Annotated in this window: 8 protein-coding genes; 5 read left to right on the forward strand and 3 right to left on the reverse strand. The window is 61.6% G+C overall.

Annotation, left to right across the window (positions count from 1 at the left end):
- Positions 1 to 427: 427 nt before the first annotated feature.
- From glgB to glgP, 5 genes are all read left to right on the forward strand, one after another.
- Positions 428 to 2,614, forward strand: coding sequence for a 1,4-alpha-glucan branching protein GlgB (glgB, locus tag ACJ8KE_RS22085; protein WP_097101253.1), 2,187 nt, complete (start codon positions 428 to 430; stop codon positions 2,612 to 2,614).
- Positions 2,611 to 4,593: a glycogen debranching protein GlgX gene (glgX, locus tag ACJ8KE_RS22090; RefSeq protein ID WP_016930395.1), complete on the forward strand. Its 1,983-nt coding sequence runs from the start codon at positions 2,611 to 2,613 to the stop codon at positions 4,591 to 4,593. Before glgB ends, glgX begins: the two co-directional genes overlap by 4 nt.
- A gap of 15 nt (positions 4,594 to 4,608) precedes the next feature.
- A complete protein-coding gene (gene glgC, locus ACJ8KE_RS22095) occupies positions 4,609 to 5,886 on the forward strand; it encodes a glucose-1-phosphate adenylyltransferase (RefSeq protein WP_016930394.1) in 1,278 nt (425 codons plus the stop codon).
- Positions 5,887 to 6,020: 134 nt separating this feature from the next.
- A complete protein-coding gene (glgA, locus tag ACJ8KE_RS22100; protein WP_004930807.1) occupies positions 6,021 to 7,451 on the forward strand; it encodes a glycogen synthase GlgA in 1,431 nt (476 codons plus the stop codon).
- A 141-nt stretch (positions 7,452 to 7,592) separates the two neighbouring features.
- A complete protein-coding gene (glgP, locus tag ACJ8KE_RS22105) occupies positions 7,593 to 10,040 on the forward strand; it encodes a glycogen phosphorylase (RefSeq protein WP_004930804.1) in 2,448 nt (815 codons plus the stop codon).
- 59 nt (positions 10,041 to 10,099) lie between these two features.
- Here the strand turns inward: glgP and glpD are convergent, their stop codons facing one another.
- From glpD to glpG, 3 genes are all read right to left on the reverse strand, one after another.
- The gene (gene glpD / locus ACJ8KE_RS22110) at positions 10,100 to 11,608 is read right to left on the reverse strand and encodes a glycerol-3-phosphate dehydrogenase (protein ID WP_004930801.1); all 1,509 of its coding nucleotides are present in this window, start codon (positions 11,606 to 11,608) and stop codon (positions 10,100 to 10,102) included.
- 247 nt (positions 11,609 to 11,855) lie between these two features.
- Positions 11,856 to 12,614, reverse strand: a complete 759-nt coding sequence (locus tag ACJ8KE_RS22115) for a DeoR/GlpR family transcriptional regulator (protein WP_004930797.1) — start codon at positions 12,612 to 12,614, stop codon at positions 11,856 to 11,858.
- A 50-nt stretch (positions 12,615 to 12,664) separates the two neighbouring features.
- Complete coding sequence (gene glpG / locus ACJ8KE_RS22120; protein WP_016930391.1) at positions 12,665 to 13,501, reverse strand: rhomboid family intramembrane serine protease GlpG; 837 nt, start codon at positions 13,499 to 13,501, stop codon at positions 12,665 to 12,667.
- Positions 13,502 to 13,581: the final 80 nt, after the last annotated feature.

Here is a 13,581-nt window from a genome sequence, read left to right on the forward strand (position 1 = left end):
GGCTGAGCGCATTCAGCCCCCTAACGCCTTATTTTCCGCTTTTTTGTTCGCCGCGCACCGCGTCGGGCAACGTCATCGCAAGCCTCGTTTCAATGGGCGGGATCCCGCCTATCTCCTCGTCAGTCACTGCATGCAAACGCCGCCAGGCTGGCAGTTTTCTTAATGAAGAATTTTCCTCACCAATGCCGAGCAGTTTTTAACAGACATTGGCTATGCTTAACGCAGGGGTGAACACTTTTTCACCATGACTGAAATATTTCAAAAAATAAGCATAAAGAGCGAAATTCAGGTCGGCAGAGTAAAGATTGGTCAATAACCGACCGCAATCACGCTTTAGAGTCCGAATGCATTGCATGATGACCAAAACGGCCAAGGAATAACCAACAAGCCGTGCTTAGATCATGCTGTTAATCTAAGGAAGAAGACTATGCCTGTACTTCCCGATCGTGACGTGATTGATCAGATCATCTCCGGCCATTACGCCGATCCCTTTGCTCTGCTTGGCATGCATGCGACCGATAACGGTCTGCAAGTGCGCGCGCTGCTGCCGGACGCCGGCGCAGTCTGGCTGGTGGAACAGCAAACCGGCCGGCGACTGGTGCAGCTGAACTGCGACGATCCGCGCGGTTTCTTCAGCGCCGTGGTGCCGCGGCGAAAAAATCCTTTCCGCTATCAGCTGCAGGTCAGCTGGCGCGATCATCAACAGATCGTCGACGATCCCTACCGGTTTGGCCCGCTGCTGCAGGATATCGACAGTTGGCTATTGGCCGAGGGCACGCATTTGCGTCCCTATGAACGGCTGGGCGCCCATCTTGTTACGCTGGATGACATCGACGGCGTCAGTTTTGCGGTCTGGGCGCCCAACGCCCAGCGCGTCTCGGTGGTGGGGGAGTTCAACTTCTGGGACGGCCGCCGCCATCCGATGCGTTTGCGGCGTGAAAACGGCATCTGGGAGCTGTTCCTGCCTGGCGTGCGGGCCGGCCAGCTGTACAAATATGAAATCGTCGATTGCTACGGCAATACCCAGCTGAAAGCCGATCCTTACGCCTTCGAGGCGCAGATGCGCCCGGACACCGCCTCGCTGGTGGCGCCGCTGCCGGAGGTGGTGCCGTCGACGCCGGCGCGCCGCCGCGCCAACGATTTTGACCAGCCGATCGCCATCTACGAGGTGCATCTCGGCTCATGGCGCCGCCACACCGATAACCACTTTTGGCTCAGCTACGGTGAACTGGCGGTGCAGCTGATCGACTATGTGAAGGACATGGGATTCACCCATATCGAGCTGCTGCCGGTCAACGAGCACCCGTTCGACGGCAGCTGGGGCTACCAGCCGCTGGGGCTGTATGCGCCGACCCGGCGCTTCGGCACGCCGGCCGACTTCAGGGCGTTTGTGGCGGCGGCGCATGAGGCGGGCATCAACGTGATCCTCGACTGGGTGCCGGGGCACTTCCCCAGCGACGCCTACGGCCTGGCGAATTTCGATGGCACTGCGCTGTACGAATACGCCGATCCGCGCGAGGGCTACCATCAGGACTGGAATACGCTGATTTACAACTACGGTCGCCACGAGGTGCGCAACTACCTGGCGGGCAACGCGCTGTATTGGCTGGAGCGCTTCGGCATCGACGCGCTGCGGGTCGATGCGGTGGCGTCGATGATCTATCGCGACTACAGCCGTGCCGACGGCGAGTGGGTGCCGAATTACTACGGCGGCAACGAGAATCTGGAGGCCATCGCCTTCCTGCGTTATACCAACCAGACTATCGGCCAGGCGCAGCCGGGCGCGGTGACGCTGGCGGAGGAATCCACCGACTATCCCGGCGTCACCCTGCCGCCGGACGCCAACGGCCTTGGGTTCCACTACAAATGGAACCTCGGCTGGATGCACGACACGCTCAATTACATGAAGTGCGATCCGGTGCACCGTAAGTATCACCACAACCAGATGACCTTCGGCATGCTGTACGCCTATACCGAGAACTTCGTGTTGCCTATCTCGCACGATGAAGTGGTGCACGGCAAAAAATCGGTCCTCGACCGTATGCCGGGCGACGCCTGGCAGAAATTCGCCAACCTGCGCGCCTATTACGGCTTTATGTGGGCGCATCCGGGCAAGAAGCTGCTGTTTATGGGCTGCGAATTCGCGCAAGGGCGCGAGTGGAATTTCGATACCAGCCTTGACTGGCATTTACTGGAAGGGCTGGATAACTGGCATAACGGCGTGCAGCGGCTGGTGCGCGATCTGAACCACTGCTACCGGCAGCAGGCGCCGCTGTACGAGCGCGACTACCGCCCGGACGGCTTCGAATGGCTGGTGGTCGACGATCACGACAACTCGGTGTTCGCCTTCGCGCGCTACGATTCGCAGGGCAATGAGTTGATCGCCATCAGCAACTTTACCCCGGTGCCGCGCTACCGCTACCGCATCGGCCTCTCGCGCGCCGGTGACTACCGCGAGATCCTCAATACCGATTCGCACCACTATCACGGCAGCAATGCCGGCAATCAGGGGCGGGTTTCTTCCGAAGCGGTCGGCAGCCACGGCCGTGACTTCTCCATCTGCGTAACGTTGCCGCCGCTGGCGACCATTTATCTGCTGCGGGAGGCGCCATGACGGAGCTGACAGCCGGCCTCGCCGCGCCGCTGGGCGCGCAGTACGACGGCGAAGGCATCAACTTTACCCTGTACTCGGCGCATGCCGAGCGGGTGGAGTTGTGCCTGTTCGACGGCCAGCAGCGCGAAGTGCGCCTGCCGCTGCCGGCGCGCAGCGGCGATATCTGGCATGGCTACTTACCGGGCGGCAGGCCGGGGCAACGTTACGGTTACCGGGTCTACGGCCCGTTTGACCCGGCGAACGGGCAGCGTTTTAACCCCAACAAACTGGCGCTCGATCCGGCCGCGCGCGCGGTGGAAGGGCCGGTGGCGGACCACCCGCACCTGCACGGCGGTTACGAGCAGCCGGACCCGCACGACAGCGCGGAGCTGATGCCGAAGTGCGTGGTGGTGGACGAACGGTACGACTGGCAGGACGATCGCCCGCCCGCCACGCCCTGGGGGCAGACGGTGATTTACGAAGCGCACGTGCGCGGTCTGACGCTGCTGCACCCGCAGATCCCACCGGCGCTGCGCGGCAGCTTCGCCGCATTGGGGCACCCGGCGATGATCGCCCACTTCAAACGCCTCGGCATCACCGCGCTGGAACTGTTGCCGGTGCAGCAACATACCTCCGAACCGCGCCTGCAGCGGTTGGGGCTGATCAACTATTGGGGCTATAACGTGCTGGCGCCCTATGCGCCGGACAACCGCTACGCCAGCCTGAGCACCGATGCCACGCCGCTGAACGAATTCCGCGATGCGGTCAAGGCGCTGCACCAAGCCGGCATCGAGGTGATCCTTGACGTGGTGTTCAACCACAGCGCCGAGCTGGACAGGGACGGGCCGATGCTGTCGCTGAGCGGCATCGATAACCTGAGCTACTACTGGCTGACGCCCGAAGGGGACTACGTCAACGACACCGGCTGCGGCAACACGCTGCGGTTGGATCAGCCGCAGGGCGTGGCCTGGGTGATGGATTGCCTGCATTTTTGGGTGCGGGAGTGCCACGTCGACGGCTTCCGCTTCGATCTGGGCAGCGTGCTCGGTCGCACGCCGGGGTTCGATCGCGATGCGCCGCTGTTCCAGGCGATGCTGGCGGACGATCTGCTGTCGCGCTGCAAGCTGATCGCCGAACCCTGGGACATTGGCCCCGGCGGCTATCAGGTGGGGGCATTTCCCGGCCGCTTCGCCGAATGGAACGATCATTACCGCGACGACATGCGCCGTTTCTGGCTGCAGAGCGGCGTGTCGCTCGGCCAGTTCGCCCAGCGTTTTGCCGCCTCCAGCGATCTGTACAACCAGCGCGGGCGGGCGCCTTACGCCACCGTCAACATGCTGACCGCCCATGACGGGTTTACCCTGCAGGACGTGGTCAGCTTCAACGAGAAACACAATCAGCCGAACGGCGAGGGCAACCGCGACGGCAGCGATCGCAATTTCAGCAACAACCACGGCGTCGAAGGCCTGGTCGCCGACGACGCCATTGTGCAACGCCGCAGGGCCAGCCAGCGGGCGATGCTCGCCACGCTGTTGCTGTCCCAGGGTACGCCGATGCTGCTGGCCGGCGATGAACAGGGACACAGCCAGCAGGGGAACAACAATGCCTATTGTCAGGACAACGCCACCACCTGGCTCGATTGGGCCACGGCGGACGATGCGCTGACCGATTACGTCGCGGCGCTGATCGCGCTGCGCCGCCAGATCCCCGCACTGCAGCAGGACCGCTGGTGGCAGCAGGACGACGGCAGCGTGCAGTGGCTGAACGCGCAAGGCCAGCCGCTCGACGCGCAGCAGTGGGAGCGGGGCGAGCCGCTCATGCAGATCCTGCTGTCGCAGCGCTGGCTGTTGCTGGTCAACGCCACGCCGCAAACGACGGAGATGAGATTGCCGGAAGGCGATTGGCAGGTTGTCGCTCCCTTCACTCAGGAAGACTCACGGGCGGTATTGCCCGCCTGGCACCAGGCCGCGCGCTCGCTTTGCGTACTGGTACGGAAATAATAAAAGGAGTCCGCTATGGTTAGGTTTGAAAATAAAGACCCCCTGATGTTGGCGCGCCAGTTGCCGATTAAATCCGTAGCGCTGATCCTGGCCGGCGGCCGCGGCTCACGTTTGAAAGATTTGACCTCCACCCGCGCCAAGCCCGCCGTCCACTTTGGCGGCAAATTCCGCATCATCGATTTCGCCTTGTCGAACTGCCTGAACTCCGGCATCCGCCGCATCGGCGTGATCACCCAATACCAGTCGCACACGCTGGTGCAGCACATTCAACGCGGCTGGTCGTTCCTCAACGAGGAAATGAACGAGTTCGTCGATCTGCTGCCGGCCCAGCAGCGCCTCAGCACCGAGCATTGGTACAAGGGCACCGCCGACGCGGTGTACCAGAACCTGGATATCATCCGCCGCTACGAGGCCGAATACGTGGTGATCCTGGCGGGCGATCACATCTACAAGATGGATTATTCACGCATGCTGATCGATCACGTCGAGAAGGGCGCTCAGTGCACCGTGGCCTGCCTGCCGGTGCCGCGCAGCGAAGCCGGCGAATTCGGCGTGATGAAGGTGGATGAAAGCGACCGTATCATCGAGTTTCTGGAAAAGCCCGCCGATCCGCCGGCGATGCCGGGCAACCCGGATATGTCGCTGGCCAGCATGGGCATCTATATTTTTAATGCCGCCTACCTGTTCCAGCTGCTGCAAGAGGATATGTCGACCCCCGGCTCCAGCCACGATTTCGGCAAGGATCTGATCCCGAAAATCACCGCGCAGCAGGCGGCGTGGGCGCATCCGTTTACCTTGTCCTGCGTGACGTCCAATCCCGATCTGCCGCCGTACTGGCGCGATGTGGGCACGTTGGACGCCTATTGGCGCGCCAATCTCGATCTGGCGTCGGTGACGCCGGAGCTGGACATGTACGACCGCGCCTGGCCGATCCGCACCCACATGGAACCGCTGCCGCCGGCCAAGTTTGTGCAGGATCGCTCCGGCAGCCATGGCATGACCATGAACTCGCTGGTGTCCGGCGGTTGCATCGTGTCCGGGTCGGTGGTGGTGCATTCGGTGCTGTTCCCGCGCGTGCGAGTGAACTCGTTCTGCACCATCGACTCTACCGTATTGTTGCCGGACGTGAACGTCGGCCGTTCCTGCCGCCTGCGGCGCTGCATCATCGACCGCGCCTGCCATATTCCGGAGGGTATGGTTATCGGGGAAAACGCCGATGAGGACAGCAAGCGTTTCTATCGCTCGGAAGGCGGCATCGTGCTGGTGACGCGCGAAATGTTGTCAAAATTGTGAGTTAACGTGGGGGCAGAACGATAGCCTGCCGCCCGATGAACGGTTCGATGGCTTGCGCAACGCGGCACACATAACAGCGGCAAGCCTGCTTTATTTCTTATCCAGAGGCCTTCGGCCGACTTTCAGGAGTGATAATGCAGGTCTTACACGTATGTTCTGAAATGTTCCCCCTGCTGAAAACGGGCGGACTCGCAGACGTGGTTGGCGCGCTGCCGGCGGCGCAAATCGCCGAAGGCGCCGATGTTCGGGTGCTATTGCCCGCTTTCCCTGACGTACGCAACGGCATACCCGACACCGTGTTGGTGGCGGAAATCGACTCGTTCGCCGGCCGGGTTGGCCTGCGTTACGGCACCTACCATGGCGTGGGCATCTATCTCATCGATGCGCCCTGGCTGTATGACCGGCCGGGCAGCCCGTACCACGATCAGTCTATGTACGCCTACCCCGACAACCACCGCCGCTTTGCGCTGCTGGGCTGGATGGCCTGCGAGCTGGCCAAGGGGCTGGATCGCTACTGGCGGCCGCAGTTGGTGCATGCCCACGACTGGCACGCCGGTCTTAGCTGCGCCTATCTGGCCGCCAACGGCCACCCGGCGCGTTCGGTGTTCACGGTGCATAACCTGGCCTATCAAGGGCTGTTTTCCGCCCATCACGTGACCGAACTGTGGCTGCCGGCGTCGTTTTACAACGTCTATGGCCTGGAGTTCTACGGCCAGATGTCGTTCCTCAAGGCCGGGCTGTTTTATGCCGACCACGTGACCGCCGTCAGCCCGACCTATGCGCGCGAGATCACCCGGCCGGAGTTCGGCTACGGCATGGAGGGGCTGCTACAGGAGCGGCAGCGGCAGGGCAGGCTGAGCGGCATCCTCAACGGGGTGGACGACAAGATTTGGGATCCGGCCCACGACCCGCGGCTGAGCGCCCGCTATGACGCCGACGATCTGAAAAGCAAGGTCAAAAACAAGCTGCATCTGCAAAAGGCCATGGGGCTGAAGGTGGACGAATCGCTGCCGGTGTTCGCGGTGGTGAGCCGATTGACCAGCCAAAAAGGCCTGGATCTGGTGCTGCAGGCGTTGCCTGAACTGCTGGCGCAGGGCGGGCAGCTGGCGCTGCTGGGCGCCGGCGATGCGGTGCTGCAACAGGCGTTTCTGGCCGCCGCCGCCGACTACCCTGAACAGGTCGGCGTGCAGATCGGTTATCACGAATCCTTCTCCCACCGCATCATCGGCGGCGCCGACGTTATTCTGGTGCCGAGCCGCTTCGAGCCCTGCGGTCTGACGCAGCTCTACGGTCTGAAGTACGGCACGCTGCCGCTGGTGCGCCGCACCGGCGGGCTGGCGGACACGGTGGTGGACTGCGCGCTGGAGAACCTGGCCGACGGCACCGCCAGCGGATTCGTGTTCGACGATTGCGACGCCGTCGCGCTGGGCAACGCCATCCGCCGCGCCATGGTGCTGTGGAGCCGGCCGAAACACTGGCGCCACGTTCAGCGCCACGCCATGAGCGTGGACTTCGGCTGGCCGGTGGCGGCGAAAGAGTATTTATCGCTTTATCAACGCTTGTAGCCCGCGTTTCGCGTCTCGGGTTGACGCGCGGCGGGCAGCCGTAAGGGTAGATTGTCGGGGCGCGGCGTGCCGCGTCCATGTTCAGCGGAGCCCGCTATTCCGCGGCGAATGGCGGGGCTCCCCACAAGGGATTAAAAAGCCATGACTTCACCGTTTAGTTACACCTCACCTACGGTCAGTGTGGAAGCGCTGAAACACTCCATCGCCTATAAGCTGATGTTTATCGTCGGCAAGGATCCGGCCATCGCCAACCGGCACGATTGGCTGAACGCCGTGCTGTTCGCGGTGCGCGATCGCATGGTGGAGCGCTGGCTGCGTTCCAACCGCGCCCAGCTGTCTCAAGACGTGCGGCAGGTGTATTACCTGTCGATGGAGTTCCTGATCGGCCGCACCCTGTCAAACGCGCTGCTGTCGATGGGCATCTATCAGGACATCGACAACGCGCTGAACGAGATGGGGCTGAACCTGGCGGAGCTGCTGGAGGAAGAAAACGACCCCGGGCTTGGTAACGGCGGCCTGGGCCGGCTGGCGGCCTGTTTCCTCGACTCGCTGGCGACGCTGGCGCTGCCGGGGCGCGGCTACGGCATTCGCTATGAATACGGCATGTTTAAGCAGAACATCGTCAACGGCCAACAGATGGAGTCGCCGGACTACTGGCTGGAGTACGGCAATCCGTGGGAGTTTCCGCGCCATAACACCCGCTACAAGGTGCGCTTCGGCGGCCGCGTGCAGCAGGAGGGGGCCAAGGCGCGCTGGCTGGAGACCGAAGAGGTCGTGGCCATCGCCTACGATCAGGTGATCCCCGGTTTTGACACCGACGCCACCAATACGCTGCGGTTGTGGGGCGCGCAGGCCAGTAATGAGATCAACCTCGGCAAGTTCAACCAGGGCGATTACTTCGCGGCGGTGGAAGACAAAAACCACTCGGAGAACGTGTCGCGCGTGCTCTATCCGGACGATTCGACCTCCTCCGGGCGCGAGCTGCGGCTGCGGCAGGAGTATTTCCTGGTGTCGGCCACGGTGCAGGATATTCTCAACCGCCATTGGCTGATGCACAAAACCTTCGACAACCTGGCGGACAAGATCGCCATTCACCTCAACGACACCCACCCGGTATTGTCGATCCCCGAGCTGATGCACCGGCTGATCGACGAGCACAAATTCAAGTGGCTCGACGCCTGGGAAGTGGTGGAGCAGGTGTTCTCTTACACCAACCACACGCTGATGAGCGAGGCGCTGGAGACCTGGCCGCTGGACATGATAGGCCGCATCTTGCCGCGCCATCTGCAGCTGATTTTCGAAATCAACGATCACTTCCTCAAGATGGTGCAGGAAGTGGCGCCGGACGACAACGACCTGCTGGCGCGGGTCTCGATCATCGACGAAACCAACGGCCGCCGGGTGCGCATGGCGTGGCTGGCGGTGGTGGCCAGCCACAAGGTCAACGGCGTTTCCGCCCTGCATTCCGAACTGATGGTGCAGTCGCTGTTCGCCGACTTCGCCCGGCTGTTCCCGACTCGTTTCTGCAACAAAACCAACGGGGTGACGCCGCGCCGTTGGCTGGCGCTGGCCAACCCGCCGCTGGCGGCGGTGCTGGACGACTGCATCGGCCAAACCTGGCGCACCGATCTCAGCCAACTGAGCGAGATCAAAGCCAACGTCGATTACCCGAGCTTCCTGCAGGCGGTGCAGCGCGCCAAACGGCAGAACAAGGAGCGGCTGGCGCTGTATATCGCCAAAACGCTCAACGTGGTAGTCAACCCGGATGCGTTGTTCGATGTGCAAATCAAGCGTATCCACGAGTACAAACGGCAACTGCTCAACGTGCTGCACGTCATCACGCTGTATAACCGTTTGCTGGCTGACCCTGACATCGAGCGCGTGCCGCGGGTGGTGATCTTCGCCGGCAAGGCGGCCTCTGCCTACTATGCCGCCAAGCAGATCATCCGTCTGATCAACGACGTGGCCAAAGTGATCAACAACGATCCGCGCGTGCATACCCAACTGAAGGTGGTGTTCATTCCGAACTACGGCGTCAGCCTGGCGCAGATCATTATCCCGGCGGCGGATCTGTCGGAACAGATCTCGCTGGCGGGCACCGAGGCCTCGGGCACCAGCAACATGAAGTTCGCGCTGAACGGCGCGCTGACCATCGGCACGCTGGACGGCGCCAACGTCGAGATGCGCGAGCACGTGGGGGAGGAGAATATCTTTATTTTCGGCAATACCGCCGAGCAGGTTGAGGAACTGCGCCGCAACGGTTACAACCCGCGCCAGTACTATGAGCAAGACCCGGAGCTGCATCAGGCGCTGACGCAGATCGCCACCGGGGTGTTCAGCCCGGAAGAGCCGAAACGCTATGGCAATTTGTTCGACTCGCTGGTCAACCTCGGCGATCACTATCAGCTGTTGGCGGATTACCGCAGCTATGTGGACACGCAGGACAAGGTGGACGAGGTGTATCTCAATCAGGACGAGTGGACGCGGCGCGCGGTGCTGAATATCGCCAATATGGGCTACTTCTCATCCGATCGCACCATTCAGGAATACGCGGATGAAATTTGGCACATTAAGCCGGTGAAGCTGTAAAGCGGGAGAGGAAAAAAGCAAAGGGCCGGATAACCGGCCCTTTGTCGTTACGCTGCAGCTCAGGAAGCCAGAGACAGCGCTTTCGTTTTCGCGTGTTCCGCCAGCCAGGCTTTCACTCGCGCCTGCTGCGCCTCGTCCAGCCACATGCCCAGCTTGGTGCGGCGCCAGATGGCGTCGTCCAGCTCTACGACCCACTCTTTCTCGGTCAGGTAACGCAGCTCGGCTTCATACAGACCGTGGCCGAAATCTTCGCCCAGATCGGCGAGGCCGTTGGCGCCGGCCAAGATCAGCTCGCTCTGGCTGCCGTAGGTGCGGGCATAGCGGCGCGCCAGGGCTTCCGGCAGCCAGCCGTGCGCACGGCGCAGTTTGGCCGCGTAGCCATCGCGATCGCCGTCGATGTCACCGCCCGGCAGCGTGGCGTTTTTGGTCCACGCCGGGCCGCAGCCTGGGTAGTAGTGGGCCAGTTTTTCCATCGCATGTTCGGCCAGCTTGCGGTAGGTGGTCAGCTTGCCGCCGAAGACCGACAGCAGCGGCGCTTTGCCCTGCTCATCGTGCACGTCCAGCGTGTAATCGCGGGTGATCGCCTGCGGTGAATCGGATTCGTCGTCGCACAGCGGACGCACGCCGGAGTAAGTCCAGACGATGTCGTCGCGGCCCAGCTGCTTCTTGAAGTGATCGTTGTACACTTTCAGCAGATAAGCGATTTCGTTCTCGTCGATCTTCACGTCTTTCGGATCGCCTTTGTACTCCACGTCGGTGGTGCCGATGATGGAGAACTCGTCATTCCACGGGATCACGAACACGATGCGGTGGTCTTCGTTCTGCAGAATGTAAGACTGCGGCTGATCGTGCACGCGCGGCACCACGATGTGGCTGCCTTTGATCAGGCGGATGCCGTAAGGCGATTTGAGCTTCAGGCCGTCGTCGAAGAAGTTTTTCACCCACGGGCCGGTGGCGTTCACCAGGCCTTTGGCGCGCCAGGTGAAGGTTTTGCCGCTGTCGATATCGACCGCTTCCACCATCCACAGGCCGTTTTCACGCCATGCGCGGGTCACTTTGGTGCGGGTGCGCACTTCGCCGCCGCGTTTTTCCACTTCCTGCGCGTTCAGCACCACCAGGCGAGCATCGTCGACCCAGCAGTCGGAATATTCGAAACCGCGCTTCAATTCGGGCTTCAGCACCGACTCTGGTCCAAAGCGCAAACCCTTGCTGCCCGGCAGGCTGGTGCGTTTGCCCAGGTGATCGTACAGGAACAGGCCGATACGGATCATCCAGGCCGGACGCAGGTGCGGCTGGTGCGGCAGGCGGAAACGCATCGGGAACGCGATGTGCGGCGCCAGCTTCAGCAGCACTTCACGTTCGGCCAGCGCTTCGCTCACCAGACGGAATTCGTAGTGTTCCAGGTAGCGCAGGCCACCGTGGATCAGTTTGGAACTGGCGGAAGACGTAGCACAGGCCAAGTCTTGCGCTTCCAGTAGCAGTACCGACAGCCCGCGCCCGGCAGCATCCGCCGCGATGCCGGCACCGTTGATGCCGCCACCGATAACGATCAAGTCTTTGGTTTCCACGTCATCTTCCTCCAGATGTTCGAAATAGCTCTTTCATGTTCGTTTTCGCTCATGATTGTAATCAAAAACCAACAGGCAAGCCAAGAGTTAACCAAACAAAAACATTTAGGCGTGATAGAGGTAACAGTTTGGTGATGATAGTCACACAAGCAGTATGGATATGGCGCGGGCGCGCAAACGGCTGTCGATGAGGGGAGCCTGAAGGTATGAAACGGGACGGCGGCGCGCCCCGCAGGTTAAGGCCGAATCAGCACAACTCCAGCTGCACGTCGTACTGTTCGATGATTTTCATCACGCTCGGCGGCGGCAGTTGGTCGGTAAACAGGTAGTCGATCAGGTTCATGTTGCCCAGGTTGACCATGGCGTTGCGGCCGAATTTGGAATGGTCGGTGACCAGCATCACGCAGCGGGAATTTTCGATAATCGCGCGTTTGGTGCGCACTTCGTGATAGTCGAATTCGAGCAGCGAGCCGTCCATATCGATGCCGCTGATGCCGAGAATGCCGTAATCGAGACGGAATTGGGAGATGAAGTCCAGGGTGGCTTCGCCCATGATGCCGCCGTCACGTGTGCGCACTTCGCCGCCGGCCAGGATCAGGCGGAAGTCTTCCTTGGCGGTCAACAGGGTGGCGACGTTAAGGTTGTTGGTGACCACGCGCAGGTTCTTGTGGTTCATCAGCGCATGGGCCACCGCTTCCGGCGTGGTGCCGATATCGATGAACAGCGTGGCGCCGTCCGGGATCTGGCTGGCGACGCGCTGCGCGATGCGGGCCTTCTCTTCCGACCACATCACCTTGCGATCGTTATAGGCAGCGTTGACCGAGCTGGAAGGCAGCGCCGCGCCGCCGTGGTGACGCTGGATCTTGTTCTGGTCGGCCAGGTCATTCAAATCGCGGCGAATCGTTTGCGGGCTGACGTCAAAATGTTCGACCAGCTCTTCCGTGCTGACGTAACCCTGCAGGCGCACCAGCTCGATAATTGCGTCATGACGCTGTGTTTGCTTCACGATAATCCCCTAAAACGCCCGCTATGCCCGCTGGACATAGCTCTCGGCTGTTATTGTTCGTTGTGTGCGCGATGACGCGTATCCCAAAATGCCATCAATAACCCTAACACTAAACCGGCTACGTGTGCCGCGTTGGCGATCGACATTCCTAAAATATCGAAATATCCGGCCACCAGCCACAACACCGAGAACACCATCAGGCCGCGCGGCAGCATCAGGCCGCGCTCCGGCGCCCGTTCGCCCGACAGCCACACATAGCCCATCAGCGCATAGACCACGCCCGACAGCCCGCCAAACAGCGCGCCGCTGAACAGCGATTGCGCCCAGCCGCTGAAAAAGGCCGACACCACCGCCAGCACGAACAGCTTGCCGGCGCCGAGGCGTTTTTCCATCTGGCCGCCGAGATACCACCACCACATCAAGTTAAACAGGATATGCAGCAGGGAGAAATGCAGGAACGCATGGCTGATCCAGCGCCACAGCTGGGTGTATTGGCTGCTGTCCTGCGGCCAGGAGAGCCAATACATCACGGTATCGTCGCCGAGCGCCTGCATCAGAATATAGACCGCGATGCACAGCACCATCACGCCGAGCGTCAGCGGACCGGCCTTGCTGCGCAGGGTGTGCAGGTAGGATTCGCTCTGATAATGCAGGCCGGCGTCGGTATGGCCGGTCTGCCAGCTGGCGGCCTGATAACGGCGGTTGAGCGGATCGGCCAGAAACTGCTGCAGCTCGTGTTGCACCTGCTCGAGGTGACCGTCGTCGGCCAGCCAGATTTCCGCCGCCTCGCCGCTGTTGCGCAGCTCAAGCCGGATGCCCTGGGTCGCCATATAGTCGACAAAGGCCAGCGCCAGGCGCGGGTTGGATATGGCGATTACTCTAACCATTGCTCTTCCGTCGTAAGTGAATGATTTTGGCCGCGGCTTGCTCGCCGGCGACCCTGACGGCCGATTATAACGTCGAAATC

Origin of the sequence: Serratia sp. CY56464, assembly GCF_052168435.1 — a bacterium.
GTDB classification, from domain to species: Bacteria; Pseudomonadota; Gammaproteobacteria; order Enterobacterales; family Enterobacteriaceae; genus Serratia; species Serratia marcescens.

Coding starts and splice junctions, on each gene's coding strand:
- glgX (WP_016930395.1), top strand. CDS start 2,611: ATGACGGAGCTGACAGCCGGCCTCGCCGCGCCGCTGGGCGCGCAGTAC.
- glgA (WP_004930807.1), top strand. CDS start 6,021: ATGCAGGTCTTACACGTATGTTCTGAAATGTTCCCCCTGCTGAAAACG.
- glgB (WP_097101253.1), top strand. CDS start 428: ATGCCTGTACTTCCCGATCGTGACGTGATTGATCAGATCATCTCCGGC.
- glpG (WP_016930391.1), bottom strand. CDS start 13,501: ATGGTTAGAGTAATCGCCATATCCAACCCGCGCCTGGCGCTGGCCTTT.
- glgC (WP_016930394.1), top strand. CDS start 4,609: ATGGTTAGGTTTGAAAATAAAGACCCCCTGATGTTGGCGCGCCAGTTG.
- glgP (WP_004930804.1), top strand. CDS start 7,593: ATGACTTCACCGTTTAGTTACACCTCACCTACGGTCAGTGTGGAAGCG.